We start from the raw sequence: 16,678 nt of genomic DNA on the forward strand, positions 1-16,678 counted from the left end.
CTACACCGACCTGTGGGAGGAGTTGTACGAACCAGCCTTCAATCAGGACGACTGGACGGTATCCGACCCTCGTCTTGCTCCCTGGAAGGATCTCACCCCCGGCTGGCAGCGGCATGTGGCCCTGCGCACGCCCTTCGAACGGCGGCAGGCGCTGGTGGAGATCGATGTGCTGGCGGCCATGGCCCTGGACCTCACCCTGGAGGAATTGCTCACCATCTACCGCGTGCAGTTCCCCGTCCTGCAAAAATACGAGCGCAAAAAACGCTTCGACCAGCGGGGCATGGAAGTGCCTATGAAAACCGTACGCGGCGAGATCGTCGTCAATGAAAGCAAGCCCGAGTTCGCCGATATGGTGGAGCCTTTCACGCCTGTCGATCGTGAGGCCGATTATCGCCGGGCGTGGGGGGTGTTTGAGGAGCGGCTGGCGGAGAATGCCGGAGAATCGGCCTGAGCGAAGCAGCAGGCAGCCTGCCAGGAGCAAACGGAGGAGGTTAACAGGGCACAGACCGTGACTGACACTGCGAGACAGCCGAGGCTCGGGGAGGCTGTCGTGGCAGTCTCAAACCTGTGGATGCGACACCCGGCCCGAACCACGTCCGTTTAGAACTCGTGAAAGTCGGGCTAACCGAATACGTCATCCCCGCGCAGGCGGGGATTCAGGTTAAGCACGCCTGGGGCCCAGCGAAAGTGGGCGTGACGGAAGAAGTGATTTTCCATCCTGAGCGCTTCCGGTGGGCGCCGCGGGATGGTGACTCGCTTTGAAATACTGGTAATTTCGGGATAACTTGGGAATTCATATCATCACAAGGGCTAACCCAATGATCAAACTGCTTCGCACATCGGATGTGCAACTCGATGCCCCCTTCACTTTTCTGGGTGAACGGGGCGCCCGGCACCGCCAGCAACTGCGGCAAACCTTTGCCCGCATCGTTGAGCTTGCCAGGGAAGATGGCTGCCATATGCTGCTCATCGCCGGCGACCTGTTCAACGACAACCATCCATCCCAGAATAGGGCGATCGCCGCTGGTTCGTGGCGCTTGCCCGCGGCAACATGCAGGTGGGCCTGGTGGAGAGCGATGAATGTCCCATCCAGCCTGAGGAAATCGCCGCCACTCGCATGCCCGGCGACGACTTGAGGTTTTTGAACTGGCGCAGGAAGTGATGTTGCAGGCGAGGGAGACCACCATGCAAAAGGCCGAGAAAGTCCTGGGTCCCAACGTAAGCCAGTATCTGGGAAAACTTACACTGGGCAATTACACTCAGGCGACGGTGGACGGTGATCTGACTATCCAGGTCAAAGACCCGGATCACCCCGACGGATTTGCGGCTCCTGGTCAGCTATCCAAAGGCACGCAGGATCAACTCTACCTGGCCGCACGTCTGGCGTTGGTCGATCTCATGTTCCCCGATGCCACACCGCCGATCTTTCTGGACGATCCATTTGTCAAATTCGATCCCGATCGCCGCCAGGCCGCGGTTCAACTCTGCCAGACCATTGTCCAGGAGCACCAGGTATTCCTGTTCACCTGCTCCGATGACTATGACGGCATGGGGAAGATGATCCTGATGCCGGCGGACCGACCTGAATCATGATCCCACTAACCGTCGCCGAGCAAATACACACCACGTTGCTTGACTACCTGCTCACCACCTTCAATTTCCAGGACGAGGTGGTGAGGGATGAACTCCTGGCCTTTTTGCAGGACCGGGACAACGGCCTGTTCAAGGGGCCCTACGTCAACCTGCGGCGGCCCTACCGGCGGGCCACCGAGGACGCGCCGATTCCCCTGGATATCCAGCCACCGTTCCTGCCCTTCGTGCACCAGATGCAGGCCTTCGAGCGTCTTACCGCCCAACAGGGCAACGTGCCGCAGCCCACACTGGTCACCACCGGCACCGGCTCCGGTAAAACCGAGGCCTTCCTCTATCCCATCCTCGACTATTGCCACCAGCATGTGGGCCAGCCCGGCATCAAGGCGATCATCCTCTACCCCATGAACGCCCTGGCCACCGATCAGGCCGGGCGTTTATCCAGCATCCTCTGGAACGACCAGCGCCTGCGCAACCAGGTGACAGCCGGCATCTTCATCGGCGGCCAGCAGAAGAGAGCCCGCAAGAACATGGGCCCCGACTGGCTCATCGACGACCACAACACCCTGCGCGAGCATCCCCCCGACATCCTGCTGACCAACTACAAGATGCTGGACTTCCTGCTGCTGCGGCCGCGGGACCGCTCCCTGTGGTCGGGCAACGAGCCGGACACCTTGCGCTTTCTCGTTCTGGATGAACTGCATACCTATGACGGCGCTCAGGGCACCGACGTCGCCTGCCTGATCCGCCGGCTCAAGGCGCGCCTGCGCACGCCTGAAGGCAGCCTGTGTCCTGTGGGCACGTCGGCCACCATCGGCGGCGGCAGCGAGCAGGCGTTGGAAAAGCTCACCGATTTTGCCAGCGAGATCTTCGGGGAAACCTTTGACCAGCACGCTGTCATTCAGGAAAGCCTGGTGCCGCTGGATGAGTTCCTGCCGGAGCAGCCCACCCTATTCGACATCCCGAGCGATGTCGACGGCCTCAGCGAGCGCCCAGGGGAGACAGCCGAGGTCTATGCCGAGCGCCAGTGCCAGCTGTGGTTCGATCAGTCGCTCGATCCCTTTGCCCTGGGTGAAGCGCTGAAGAGCCACAACTTTCTCCACACCCTGCTGGCCGTAACCAAAGGCGAAATCGTGGCGTGGGAGGACCTTCGAACGCGCCTGGGCCGCTGGGAACCGGAGGTCGCCGAGCAGCCCGAAGAGGAGCAGGACCTGTTGCTGGCATCCTTTCTGGCGCTGATTGCCCAGGCCCGCGCGCCGGAAAGCGCCGGGCATCCCGCGCCGCTTCTGACTCTGCAGGTGCAGCTGTGGGTGCGGGAAATGAGCCGGCTGATGCGCAAGGTCGGACCCGATCCGGGGTTTTTCTGGCGCGAGGATGTGGCGCTGGACCAGCTGCCCCGGGGATTGCCGGCCTATTTCTGCCGGGAATGCGGCCACAGCGGCTGGCTGTCGTTCATGCGCGACGGGGACACTCGCATCAGCGATGAGCTGCGGGATATCTACAACGCCTACTTCGAGCATCACAAAAACAGCCGCTATCTGTACCCTGGCCAAAGCCCCGGTCACCTGCCTGGAACCGGCCTGAATCTCTGCCCCGACTGCCTCTGGATCGGGCATGACGAGCGTTGTCCCGAATGCGACGCAGAGACCTTCCCGGTCGTTCTATTCCACGAGACGAGCACACCCGATCGGGCCGGCCAGCCGCCCCGGGATCTGCAGCGCTGCCCGGTTTGTGGCACCGACAACGCCCTGAGCATCGTCGGCTCCCAGGCGGCCAGCCTCTCCTCGGTTGCGATCGGCCATCTCTTCACCACCCCTCTCAACAACGACAAAAAGCTGCTGGCCTTCACCGACTCCGTGCAGGACGCCTCGCATCGGGCGGCATTCTTCAGCGCGCGCACCTATCGGTTCAGCATGCGCGCGGCCATCCAGGCAGCGTTGAGCGACCCCACTGGCCTGGGCGACGGCAGCGATCCAGTTGTCCTGAGCCAGTTCACCGACCGGCTTCTGGCCTACTGGCGCGCTCGCTGGAGGCAAACTTCCAGCCCTGAGCAGCGCATCGCAGCCACCTTCATGCCGCCTGACCTGAAGGAGATGCCCAGTTACGTCGAATATATCAACGGCAAACCGGGCCCCATGCCGCCTGACCTGCGTAACGATCTCGCTAAACGGCTCTCCTGGGAAGTGGCCATGGAGTATGGATTCAACGCCCGCCTGGGCCGTTCGCTGGAGAAAGTGGGCAGCTCCGCCGCCTATATCGATCCAGACAAACTCGACCCGACGGTCGAACGACTGGCGCTGATCCTGCGGGAGGAGATCGCTTTGCTGCAGCGGGTGGACGACGACAACCTGCGTCATTTTGTGCTGGGCCTGCTGGAGCGCAGTCGCATGCGCGGCGGCATCGCCCACCCCTTGCTGGCGAAATACGCCAACGAACAGGGCAGCTGGTATATGCTGAGCAAAAAGATGCAGCCCTTGCTCTCGCCCTTTCACAAGCGCTCCCCCCGCTATCCAAAATTCCTGACAGATTCGAGCAAGCGCGACGTCTTCGATCTTTACCTCACCCGCGGTGTCCGACGCACCTGGTATGTGGACTGGGCGCATCGGGCACTGTCGTCGTACCTGGGGATTCAGGAGATCAACGAAGTTTACAGGGTCACCGTGTCCAGGCTTGTCGAGGCTGGCCTGCTGCGCTCCTACGGGCGGGGCAACGACCATGCCTACGGCCTGGACCCGGCGACCATCCTGGTGACGACGCGAACGGCCAGCATCTGCTGCGATGTCTGCAACCAGCAGCACACGGTGCCCGCCAGCGAAGAGGCGCACTGGCTGGCACAGACCTGCCTGAGCTACCAATGCGACGGGCATTATCAGCCGGACACGCGCGGCCAGCAGCATTACTACCAGGCGTTGTACGAGCGGGGCGAGGTGGAGCGGGTCTTTTCCCACGAGCACACGGGCCTGCTCAGCCGGAAGGAGCGGGAGCAGGTGGAACGGGAGTTCAAGAACCAGGAACGGGCCGACGCCACCAATCTGCTTTCGGCCACGCCCACGCTGGAGATGGGCATCGATATTGGCGACCTGTCGACTACCATGGCCATCTCCGTGCCACCCTCCACCACCAACTACCTGCAGCGCATTGGCCGGGCGGGGCGCAAAACGGGCAATTCGCTGGTCCTGACCCTGGCCAACGCCCGGCCGCACGATCTCTACTTTTACGACGAACCGTTGGAGATGATCGCCGGCGTGGTCACGCCGCCAGGCCTGTTTCTCGACGCGCCCAGTATCCTGAAGCGCCAACTGCTGGCTTTCACGATGGATATCTGGACAGCGACCCATACCAACGTGAAACGCCTGCCCCGCAACGTGAAGGAGATGCTGCGCGTATACCCCAAAGGAGGGTTCCCCGAAGATGTGCTGGACTTCTACGAGGCCAGCCGGCAGGAGCTCATCGACGCCTTTCTGGAGATGTTCGGGCCGGTGGTGAGTGCAGAGAACCAATCGCTGCTGCGGGCCTGCGCCCTCAGCGATGAACTGCCAGCGGCGGTGCGTGACGCCATCGCAGAGACCGTTGAAGAGCGCGATGAGCTGCGCGCGGCCTACAAGTCGGTTAAGCGCCAGCACGACCAGATCGAGGCCGACCCGGCTGAGTACCAGGAGCCGGAAAAGGAGTTGCTGCGGCTTGAGCAGGAGATGAACGTGTTCATCGATATGATCAAGCGCATCGAGGGCCAGTACATCCTCAATTTCTTCACCGACGCCGGACTGCTGCCGAACTACGCCTTTCCCGAGAGCGGCGTCAAACTGCGGGCCATCATCACCGGCTTCAAGGTAGACCAGCAGGAAAGCGGCAAGCGCTATTTGGTGAAGGAGTATGTGCGCCCTGCGGGACTGGCCATTCGTGAGCTGGCCCCCTTCAATACCTTCTACGCGGAGGGGCGCAAACTGAAGGTTGATCATGTGGAGATTCCAGGCCGGGACAAATCTGTGGAGCAGTGGCAATTCTGTGATCAGTGCGGCTACATGGAGCTGGTGCAGACGCACCACTACAGCGCCTCGTGCGCGAAATGTGGCTCCTCAGGCTGGGCCGATGTTGGCCAGAAGCACAACATGCTGCGCTTCCAGCAGGCGTCGTCGTGGTCGGATCAGTATGAGAGCCAGGCGCGGGACGACACCGACGAGCGGGAGCAGGCCAGCTATCAGACCGAACACTTTTTCCACCTTCGCCCGCAAGATTCCAGCGGTGCCGTCCTGATCCCTAATCTGCCCTTCGGCCTGGAACATTTTTCTGAGGTCACGCTGCGGCAAATCAATTTTGGTCCGGTCGAAACGTTTGGAGCCAAGATCGAAATCGCCGGACAGGAACGCCCGGTGCAGGGATTCAAGGTGTGTCGGGATTGCGGCGCGATCCAGCCGTTCATGGTTGACGAGCATCAGTCGATACAGGTCAAACACACTCGCTCATGCGCATCCAAGGCGGGCAAGGGGCAGGTCGAGTGGGAAGAGATCTACCTCTATCGCGAGATGAGCTCCGAAGCGCTGCGTATTCTCTTGCCGGTGTCGACCACGCTCGTCTCGGAGAAGCTGGAGACCTTCGCCGCTTCTTTCGCTCTGGGATTGCGCCTTCACCTGGGCGGCGATCCCGATCACCTGTCCATGTGGTCGCACACAGAAGTGGGATTGGATGGCGTTCAGCGCCGTTTCCTCATGGTCTACGACGAGGTGCCCGGCGGCACAAGCTACCTGAAGGACCTGACCGATCCGGACACCTTCCGCGACGTGCTGCAACTGGCGCGGGACGCCCTGGCCAGTTGCTCCTGTCGTCTCGACGGGGGTAAAAAGGCTTGCTACCGCTGTCTCTATTCCTACCGGCAAGGCAACCATGAGCTGCTCTCCCGGCAACTGGGACTGGAACTGGTACAGCAAGTGCTGGCCAACTGGTCGCACGTGGAGAGGGTGGCTACCCTCACCGGAGCGGATCTGCACAGCGTGTTGGAAAGTGAGTTGGAGCAGCGTTTCGTGGATGCGCTGGCCGATTGGGCGAAGGACAGCGCCAGCGTCTCGTTCTCGCCGCTCATCTACAACGGGAAGCGCTCCTGGCTGCTGAAGATCGGCGAGCAGGAATGGGTGGTGGAACCGCAGGTCTGGGTCGGAACCGATCAGGGCGTGGAAATCACCAGCCGTCCCGATTTTGTACTCTGGCCTCACACTGCAAGCGGACGAGGCCAGCGAGCCGTGGCTGTCCTCACCGACGGCTTTGCCTACCACGTTCTGCCCCACCGCGCCAGCGGTCGGGTCGGCGACGACCTGCGCAAGCGCCGGGCCCTGGTGGAGTCCGGTCGATTCTGGACCTGGTCGATCACCTGGGACGACGTGGAAGAGTTTGCAGAAAAAAAAGCTCTCGAGACGGGCCCGCTTCTCGGCACGGTGCAACGCCAACTGCTCAGGAGGATGGCCGGTGGGTCGCCCTGCCAGTGGCACAACGCCAACGCCGTGCGGCAACTGCTTGATTACCTGTCCGCGCCGGCAGAGGATGATATCCGCGCGTATGCGGGTGCCGTGGCCGCCTCCTTGCTGGATCAACGGCCACCGGTGACTGCTGACCTGCTGGCTGGCATGCGCACAGCCCTGATCACTGAGCCTGCACCGCCCGACCTGGACATTCCCTACGGTGCGCCCGACGGTGACCAGATGTATGGCATCAGCGAGCACCTCTTCAACCAGCGGCTGGTCACTATCAGCCAACAGCATCTGCAGCAGCGCCAGGTGGATGCCATTGCCGTCACGCTGCGGCTGGATGATCGGGCGGATGCACGCGGAAACGACGTCTTCAAAAGGAGCTGGCGGCGCTTCTGGCTGTTCGCCAATATCTTCCAGTTCCTGCCGCTGTTCGCGGCTGCCACTTCAGAAGAGATCGCCCGGCAAGCCCCGGCTGCTCCTGCTGAGCCGGAAGAACAGCCGGCACCCGGCGAAGTGCTTTCCTCGGAATGGCAGGACGCATTCGACTACGCCGATCCTGCCTGCCGTTCCTTGCTGGACGCCTGCCATGCCGCCGGCCTGCCTGCGCCGGTGGTTGGGTATGAACTGGCCGATGAGGCCGGTCAGGTCGTCGCCATGAGTGAACTGGCCTGGGAGGCAGCGCAAGTGGCCGTCTTCCTGCCCGCGCAGCAATCGGACCGTGACGCATTTCTGGCGCAAGGCTGGGGCGTGCATTCCAGCGACGATCCCGATGCCATGTTGCAGGCATTACAGCGTTCTGATGAGGTGGCCTAAATGCCAAAAGTCGCACTCTCCGCCGATTTCCTGACCGCTTTCGCCGGCATCCCGCGCGCTCAGCAGAAAAAGGTGCGCGAGTTCATCACCCGCTTCGAGGCGAATCCCACCGCCGCCAGCATCAACTACGAGCCCATCCACGATGTGCGGGACGACAGGGTGCGCACGGTGCGCATCGACCTGGCCTACCGCGCCATTGTTGTGCATCCGGACCAGGGCGATGTCTATCTGCTGGCCTGGGTCGATCATCACGACAAGGCCATGGCCTGGGCGCGCAACAAACGTTTCGAGGTCAACCCTGTCACCGGCGCGCTGCAGGTGATCGACACCGAGGAGCTGAAAGAGGTGCAGGCGCGGACCGAAGAACGCGTCGAAACCAGGGAGTTGGAGGATTACGGACCCTTCGACACCTTCAGCGACGATGATCTCCTGCGGACGGGTCTGCCTGCGCCCTTATTGCCGGCCGTACGCGCATTGCGATCGCCGGACGAGCTGGACGGCCTGGAGTCGTATCTGCCTGAGGAGGCCTGGGAGGCGCTCTACTGGGTGGCCAACCTGGACTATTCGATTGACCAGGCGCTGGCCGAGGTGTCTACTGCTCGCCAGCCCGAAATGGTGGACGTCACCGACCTGGAAACTGCCCTGCAGCAGCCGGACAGCCTTCGGCGCTTTGTAATGGTGGAATCGGCCGACGAACTGATCGACATCCTGAATGCGCCGCTGGAGAAATGGCGGGTGTTTCTGCATCCAAGCCAGGCCAGGCTCGTCCGCCGTCATTTCAACGGTCCGGCGCGGGTACTGGGCGGCGCAGGCACCGGCAAAACGGTAGTCGCCATGCACCGGGCTCGCCATCTGGCCGGGGAGGTGTTCACGGCGCCGACGGAGCGCGTCCTGTTCACAACCTATACGCGCAACCTGGCCACCAACATCAGCGAAAACCTGCAGTCGTTGTGTGGTCCTGAATTCAAGCGCATCGAGGTCACCAACCTGCACGCCTGGGCGGTTCAGCTCATGCGATCGCAGGGGGTTCGTATAGCCATAGCCAAAGACGAGGAAGTGGACCGGTGTTGGGAAAACGCCATCAGCGCCGTTGGACAGGACCTTTGGGATCAAGCCTTCTATCAGAACGAATGGAAGTACGTGGTGCAGGCGCAGGACATCTCGGAACGCAGCGAGTACCTTCGGGCGCTACGGCGCGGCCGGCGGGCACGACTGAGTCGACCACAACGGGCGGCGGTCTGGCAGGTCTTCGAGGAGTACCGGCGGCAGCTCGACCGGCTGGGCAAGACCGAGTGGATCGACCTGATCCGCCAGACACGGCTTTACCTTCAGGGTCAGGGCGACATACTGCCCTACCGTGCCATTGTCGTGGACGAAACGCAGGATTTACATCCGGAGGAGCTGCGGTTATTGAGGCAGATGGTCCCGGAGGGGCCCAACGACCTCTTCTTTGTCGGCGACGCCCACCAGCGCATCTATGGCCGGCCGGTCGTGATGAGTCATTTGGGCATCAACATCCGCGGGCGCGGGCGTAAACTGCGCATCAACTACCGCACCACCGAGGAGATCCGCACCTGGTCGATCGGCGTGCTATCCGATGCACCGGTCGATGATCTGGATGGGGGCGCTGATTCGTCGGCGGAATACGTTTCCCTCATGCATGGGCCGAAGCCGACGGTCCGGCAGTTCTCCTCGCTGGACGAAGAAGTAACGTTTCTAGTCGGGGAGATACAGGCGCTGGCCGACTTTGGCCCGCTGGAACACATCTGCATCGTCGGCCGCACCCATAGTCAGTTGATGGAGGATTACCTGGCGGTCCTGCGGGAAGCGGGCATCGACCATCTCTATCTGCAGGCTGACACGCCCGAGTATGTGAGTACCGGTGTGCGGCTGGCCACCATGCACCGTGTGAAGGGCCTGGAGTTCCCGCACGTGTTCGTGGCCGGCGTGAATGATGGCATCGTGCCGCTGGCATGGCACACGCGGACCTATGATGAGAGTGAAAAAACCGATTCCGAGATTCAGGAGCGGTGTTTGCTGCATGTCGCCTCTTCCAGGGCGCGTGAGACGTTGACCATCACGAGCTATGGCAGGCCGAGCCGGTTTGTGGAGGGGACGAGAAATGCTTAGCTGGCGCTGCGGTGACGCTTCCCCAAATCGTCGCCAAATCGAAGAAGGCGAATAGGACCATGCAAAACTATCCAGGATTGGACCGGGACGAATCGGGTGTTATTGAGGCGCTTGACCTGATCAGAGAGGGACTTGCTCACCTGGAGGAGTACGACAGGGCACCGTCGAGCAACGATGGTCAGTCCTTTTCGGAAGAGGAGAAGATCTGGCTGAGGAAGGCTTTAGAGTGCTTTCAGGAGGCTGAAGAATTCGCGCCATACCATGAATCCTGGCTCTCGTTTCAGATTGGCTGGTGCAGTCTACCCTTTGTGGATGACCCACGGATGAAGGAGCTCGCGGTCAAGGAACTCGGAATGTCTGCAGGTGGAGAATTCATTCCCGGATACGTCGCGTTGACCCTACTCTTGTTGGACGACCTTGGTGAATCGTTCGATCCAGAGCAGTCGTGGGCCGATTACCACCTGTACAGAGAAAAAGGTAGTGCACTCTCTGCAAAGATGATGGAGAAGATAAAGGAACGTTCGGACTTTGAATCTAAAATGGAGTCGCTGCGCACTATCAAGGGAGAGATGGATGCTCTCAAAGCGTCCAAGACGCCTCAGATAAAGATCGTTGAGTATTTTGAAGAAATCACTGAAAGCGATGAGTTTTTTTACTACCTCGAGGGGTTCCTTACGACCCTTTTTGATGGGCGTCTTGAAGTGAATTACTTTTCGACTAAGAAGTGCCTGCGACGGTTTTTCGGGCAATTGAAGGAATTGGGCCGGATTGTGCCTGAGGACAAACGGGCCTGGTATTTCAACATAGTCGGAATACGCATGAGTGATGACACCGAAACGGGCCAGGAATGGTATGCAGAGGCGGTCAAGTGGGAATCGGGGGATCCGGAAGATCTGTTTCTTGCGAACACCCACCTGGGTATCTGCCTCTACTATAATGATGGTAACAACGGCGGGGCAATAAAAGCCTATCTCAAGGGATACGACTATCTGCGACAAACCGAGGATCCAGCGAAATGGTTTTGGTACTGGTTTCCTTACTTCTACCTGGGGGAAGATTTCGATCCAGGTGAAGCGCTACCGCAGTGGCTGGAGCTCATAAAGAATTCAATGAATCTTGACCCGTTCGACGATCGACTATCAGTAGACATTAGTAACGGCCAACTAGCGGACCAGGCTGAAGCGGCCGGCAGGCTATTGGTAAAACGGGACGAGCATGCGCTAGCGGAGACGTATCTCCGGCGAGCGGAGCAATTCGATCCGTCGCGAACCAGTGTTGTCCGCTGGCTGGCGGAGAGTGCATTGATGCAACAGGAGTGGTCTCGGGCGTTGGAACACTACCGGCGACTGGCCGACCTCGGAGCGACCGATCAGTTGGAAGCCTGGGTGATTCCGATGCTGGAGCTGGCCGTCGACCAGGCTTTAAATCGCCAGGCGCGCGACGTGATCCTTACCGGTATCCCTCAGTTGCTGGCGGGCCAGGAGCTCTTGCTGGACGAGGTGATGGTGCAGCGAGATCTACTGCAGCAGGTGGCGGACGCCCAACGGCGTGCCCAGAGGCAACTTACGCAACGAAAAGATGAGGAGCGAACTTACGATGACCTCTTCGAAAATCTGCACAACCTGGTACAGGAGGGCTCAAGGATTCAGCCGTCGTTTTGGCGCGCAGCTCACGGTCGCGTGCTCGTTGAGTTGGGAGAGGAAGTATACGGCAATTTGGAATCGGATTCGCAGCATTTTCTGCTAACGGCAGAGACCTTCTACCACGCCAGCCCAGATGTGGCGACCGACATCGATTCAGCCCTGATCGCCGTGGAATACGCCAAGGTGGTGGAGAACGAGCTGAAGAAGCGCTTGCTTGAGGAACTGGTGGTTTATCTGACCAAACGGAAATACTCCGGCGCGTTGCAGGGGAGGAAGCAGATAAAGAAGTATGGTAAAAATGGCTGGTCAAAGCGGTTTGAAGACCTGGGCCTGGGGGACATCGGGCAACTCTTGAAAAAAGCGGGCGATCACGATCCTGCCAACAAGGTGGTGCTTGCGTATGTGAAAACGTTAGGGTATGACGCGGCGTGGCTGGAGCAATTGGGCAGCGATGTCTTCAAAGTCGCCGACGAATACCGCAACGGCGCGGCCCACACAAAGGGGCTCGACAGGGCGAAGGTTGAGGAGTTTCGTCACCTGTTGTTTAGGGGAAATCTGCTGGGAAGGCTTGTCGAGATAGGTCGACAGGTCGAGGAAATGGGCAGGCAGGCGTGACGCGCCTGGTTCGGAATTGACCAAGGAATCCATCGGCGTTGCGAGCTGTTACTAAAACCGCGGACTAAATCCTTGATCCGACGTTCCCATGTGTCATTACATCGCGTGATGGTGAAGATTGCGGCATCGACGCCAGTGCCCGTATCGTGTAAATTCCCCATCCGAACCAATCAATCCCGCTTTGAGACCGTCTGACACTGTATTCCAAGGCCGTTTGGCGTTCTCCGAAATGAGCAAAAAAGTCGCGTCGAGGGCAAGCTGAACATTTAGCACTAACGAAGGGCTGACATTTCTGTTATTCGGCAATAACCAAGATGCCCGAGCCATCAGCTTCGGCACCCCTGCATACTCTCCTTTTCACTCCCCCCTCCCAGCTCAGACGGATTGTGTCGCCAAATTGTTCGGAACTCTGTAGTAATCGTTGATGATGCCGCCCAGCACTTGGCGACAGGCGACAGGGCCTGCAAGATCAGGTGGGGTGCGCGGCATGGGCGACTGCTGAGCCAAGCCTTGATGCGGTCTCCGGGAGTTGTAGTAGTCGACGAACTCGTGGAGCACGCGCCTGAGATGGTCATCACTCCAGATCAAGAGGTGGTCGAGACACTCTTCTCGAGCGGTACGCACCCACCTTTCGGCGTGGACATTGGCGTTGGGTGCCTGGAAGGGTGTGCGGATGACCGATATCCCCTCTGACTCGAACACAGCATCGAATGATAAGGTGAATTTCTTGTCATTGTCCCTGATCAAGCATCGCAATTCTGTATCGGACTCACGCTCATCCAGCAGCCACAAAGTGTTCCGGCGCCAGCAGGCGGTCCGTGAGGTAGCTTGCTGTGTCACCCAAGCACCATCTGGGTGTTCGGTAATGCCCGCCATGTAGACTCGTCGAGTTCCCAGCTCGATGAAGAAGAACACATACAGCGTTTGCATCCGAATCGTCTCCACGGTGAAAAAATCGCAGGCCAGTAGTTGCTCTTTGTAGTGCTTCATCAGGGTTCGCCAGCCTATCGAACCAAATCGCACCGGCGCAGGCAAGATGTCGTGCGCTTTCAGGACATTGCGCACGGTACTGATGGATACATCATAGCCCAATTTCTGCAGCTCGCCAGCGATCTTGCCATAGCCCCATCGGGTATTCTCTTCTGCCAGTTGCACGATCAGTTCGCTCAGTTCATCGCTAATCGGTGGTCTTCCGCCTTGATTCACCGGCGTCTGCGTCCACTTTCGTCGCACCAGTTCCCGGTGCCAGCCGATCACCGTCTCTGGCTTGAAGATGCGTATCACCCTCCCTAGTTGACTGGTCGTCAGGCACCCTCGCTTTTTCAGAGTCGCCGCTAACACAGCCAGCGACCATTTTTCTTCCTTGCTCGGCCTCACCACCTGATTGTTCTTACGCCCCATCACATCCAATTGCTGGCGTAGAACCAGGATTTCAAGATCTTTTTCATCTGCTGATATTCGTGAGAGGCGCAGTAGCTCAAGCAGCGTCGAATACAACTGCGCAAATATGTACCAGATCATGCCTTCATCCTCATGTATGATTCGGGTTTGAAGGTTGGATTATACCGGCTACAAGGCCGATTCGGCACGTTTTCGAGCACCAAATGGCATCACATGAGGTTTTTACAGGGTACGGGAGTTTGATGCGATCGAAGTTGTTGAGCTTGGGGCGTTTGCTCTGGCGTTAGAGGATAATGAGTTGCTGGCGCAGCAGGGCGTTTTCGGCGATGAGATCGGCTTTGCTGCGAGTCAGGTCGGCGGTAGCACCACGCACAAGGGAAAGGGTATTGGGTTTGAGCCGGCGTTTGAAGTGAAACTGCACGGCATCGAGTAATCGACGGATGTTTGATAGCATGTCGCTGCTGCTCCCGTTTTGGAGATGTGAAAGCGGGAGGATAGCAGTTTGTCGCCTGCAAATCAAGCGAAGGGAGTGCTCAAATCAGAACGGATGTACCAAGTAGCCAGCACGGCCGTTCGCATGCGAGGACAACAATAGGACGCAAACAAATGCTGACAAACACGGATGGAAGCAGGATGATGTCAGGGCAAGCGAAATCCCGCCAGAGGTCTGACGTAGCCCAGATCAGGCACCCGTTTCACAAAACGGCCATCTGCGGTCACGTACAGCGTGGAAAGATCTTCGGCCACCGCAGCGAAGAGGGCATCGTACACCGGCGTTTCATGCTCACGGGCGATGGCCACAGCTCGATTCAGCACGGAAGTGGTGGGCGCCAGCCAGGTCAGGCGCATGGCGAACAGGCTGTCCACCGCCTGCTGCACCTGTTCGGCGCTAAGGTCTTTCATGTAACGCATGACATTGGCGAATTCAGTCAGCGCCAGGTCAGGCCCCACCAACTGCACGTCACCAGCCAGATAAGCGCTGCGAATGGCCAAAGCCACCTCAGCATCCACTTCATTTTGGCGATACCATTTGATGATGACGGAAGTGTCCACCACCAGACGTTGTCTCCTCATCGCCGATCCCGCCAGTGTCGCAAGACGTCAGTGCTATCGGTCACCGTGTCTGTGGCCGCTGCCGCCAGTTGGTCCTGGATGGAGACAGCCTGCTGCACTTCGGGCAATTCGCCCGGCGCTAAGGCCCCTTGCTGTGCGCGCAGGTAGAAGCGCACAGCTTCACGTAAAAATCCACTACGGCTGCGCTGTTCGGCCCTGGCGCGACGGTCGATTTCTTCCAAAAAGGTTTCAGGCATTGAAATCATCACTTTAGCAGTCATCTTTTTGATCCTCCATGCGTGTATATGGATAACTTCATAATATCTTCATATCTTCGTTACGTCTTTATTATAGCTTATTTCCGTACTAAGTCAATAATCAACTTTCACTCACTGAAGATAGTCCTATGCCCATCGTTCGCTTCCAAGAGACTCCCCGTCAGCATGCCCAGCGTCTGGGCGTAACGCTGACCTTCACCGACAAGCGCCGTCGCACACTGGTTGCGCATCTTACGTGATGTCTCCTGCCTGCAAAAACGCCAAAATCCGTCGTGCTGGATGCCTCCGCCGCGGACATCATGCGCACCTTGGCGGTGGCGCAGGGTGAATCGAATCCAGAAACAGTTGCTGAGGGTTCTGAATTTATCATCTATCTCGTCCCCACCGTTCTGCCCCATGCTGGCTACCAAGCACATCCGTTCGCTTTTGGAGGATGTTGCCGTCGGATAGTAAGAGAGAACATGATCAGTGCGCTTGGGTCGAGCGACTCCAATTGAGCAGTTACATGGTCAAAACAATGTTCCACCCCAGCAACAGAACGACGAAATGCAACAATTGCCATGCACCTGGCGTGCGAAAGCAGCATTAGAGCGCGTTGACACCCCTTGCTTTGGCCCCCAGTAGAAAACCGTGCCCCTTTGCCCTTTCGGGTCTGCGCTCAGGCCGCGCGGCGGTAGTCGTGGTGTAACCCTCCCTGCACAGGAAAAACCACGACTTTGCCTGTCTGCGGCCGCTCTGCGCCAGACGGGGCGGGTATGTTCTGGTCCAAACCTTGATGGTGTCGAGCCTGATGGTAATAGTTCAAGTATTCCTATGTGACTCCCTGCAGGTGGCGCTCCTTGAGGATCAGGACATGGTCCAGGCACTAGCGACGAAGGCTGCCGAGAAAGCGTTCGCGTTGGGAGCGCTAATTGGCGTGCGAATTTCTATGATGCCCGTCCCTGCTGCCACTGCCGAGAAATGCCCTCCGAACTTGGGGTCATTGTCACGTATCAAATACCTGGGTCCTTCGCCCCAGGGCGTGGCTTCCCGCAATTGCCGCGCCACCCAGGCATCGCTTGGGTGAGAGGTGACGGCAACATGCACGATACGGCGGCTGGCATGTTCAATGATGAGAAAGATGAAGAGGGAGCGGAACATGATGTCGAAGACCTGGGTGAAATCACAGGCCCAGATGTGGGGGGCATGGTTCATCAAAAAGGTGGCCCAGGTCTGACCTGAAGGGCTTGGCGTATCATTACGTGCCATATACTTCTGGACCGTGCGTTTGCTGACTTTGATGCCCGGTTTGAGGAGTTCGCCCCGAATGCGTTCCGCCCTGTGTTTGTCAAGTGAAAACGCGGCCATTTGCCGAATGAGTGAAATGGTCTCAGCAGGGATTCTCGGTGATTGTGACTTGGGATTGGACTTTCGTCGCCAAATGAAACGGAAGAGTTCACGATGCCAGCGCAGAAGGGTATCGGGTTGCACGATGAGCAGCGCTTGCTCCCAGAAAGGAGTGGCGCGAGCGAGCAACAGCAGTTTGATGCGATCGAAGTTGTTGAGTTTGGGGCGTTTGCTCTGGCGTTGGAGGATAATGAGTTGCTGGCGCAGCAGGGCGTTTTCGGCGATGAGATCGGCTTTGCTGCGAGTCAGGTCGGCGGTAGCACCACGCACAAGGGAAAGGGTATTGGGTTTGAGCCGGCGTTTGAAGTGA

At 59.0% G+C, this 16,678-nt stretch carries 11 protein-coding genes; 6 read left to right on the forward strand and 5 right to left on the reverse strand.

The window, feature by feature from the left end; translation table 11 throughout:
* The 6 genes from U9R25_06190 to U9R25_06215 form a co-directional block, all read left to right on the forward strand.
* Positions 1–451: hypothetical protein (locus tag U9R25_06190; protein MEA3335482.1), on the forward strand; the 451-nt coding region annotated here is incomplete at its 5' end.
* A 367-nt stretch (positions 452–818) separates the two neighbouring features.
* Entirely contained in the window at positions 819–1,136 is a 318-nt protein-coding gene (locus tag U9R25_06195; protein ID MEA3335483.1) for a hypothetical protein, read from the forward strand.
* A gap of 49 nt (positions 1,137–1,185) precedes the next feature.
* On the forward strand, positions 1,186–1,593 hold the full coding sequence (locus tag U9R25_06200; protein MEA3335484.1) for a hypothetical protein: 408 nt from the start codon (positions 1,186–1,188) through the stop codon (positions 1,591–1,593).
* Positions 1,590–7,862 carry a DEAD/DEAH box helicase gene (locus tag U9R25_06205; GenBank protein ID MEA3335485.1) on the forward strand — a complete coding sequence of 2,091 codons (6,273 nt, stop codon included), beginning with the start codon at positions 1,590–1,592 and terminating at the stop codon, positions 7,860–7,862. Before U9R25_06200 ends, U9R25_06205 begins: the two co-directional genes overlap by 4 nt.
* On the forward strand, positions 7,863–9,992 hold the full coding sequence (locus tag U9R25_06210) for an AAA family ATPase (GenBank protein MEA3335486.1): 2,130 nt from the start codon (positions 7,863–7,865) through the stop codon (positions 9,990–9,992).
* 59 nt (positions 9,993–10,051) lie between these two features.
* Entirely contained in the window at positions 10,052–12,250 is a 2,199-nt protein-coding gene (locus tag U9R25_06215; protein MEA3335487.1) for a hypothetical protein, read from the forward strand.
* A gap of 375 nt (positions 12,251–12,625) precedes the next feature.
* Here U9R25_06215 and U9R25_06220 read toward each other — a convergent pair whose 3' ends face one another.
* From U9R25_06220 to U9R25_06240, 5 genes are all read right to left on the reverse strand, one after another.
* Complete coding sequence (locus U9R25_06220; GenBank protein MEA3335488.1) at positions 12,626–13,771, reverse strand: integrase core domain-containing protein; 1,146 nt, start codon at positions 13,769–13,771, stop codon at positions 12,626–12,628.
* A 163-nt stretch (positions 13,772–13,934) separates the two neighbouring features.
* Positions 13,935–14,105 (reverse strand): hypothetical protein, encoded by a 171-nt coding sequence (locus tag U9R25_06225; protein MEA3335489.1) that lies wholly within the window; start codon positions 14,103–14,105, stop codon positions 13,935–13,937.
* Between the two features lie 185 nt (positions 14,106–14,290).
* On the reverse strand, positions 14,291–14,725 hold the full coding sequence (locus U9R25_06230) for a type II toxin-antitoxin system VapC family toxin (protein ID MEA3335490.1): 435 nt from the start codon (positions 14,723–14,725) through the stop codon (positions 14,291–14,293).
* On the reverse strand, positions 14,722–15,015 hold the full coding sequence (locus tag U9R25_06235; GenBank protein MEA3335491.1) for a ribbon-helix-helix domain-containing protein: 294 nt from the start codon (positions 15,013–15,015) through the stop codon (positions 14,722–14,724). Before U9R25_06235 ends, U9R25_06230 begins: the two co-directional genes overlap by 4 nt.
* Positions 15,016–15,828: 813 nt before the next feature.
* Positions 15,829–16,678 (reverse strand): integrase (locus U9R25_06240; GenBank protein MEA3335492.1); only part of this gene is annotated, 850 nt, incomplete at its 5' end.

This window comes from Chloroflexota bacterium (genome assembly GCA_034717495.1).
GTDB lineage: Bacteria > Chloroflexota > Anaerolineae > JAAEKA01 > JAAEKA01 > JAYELL01.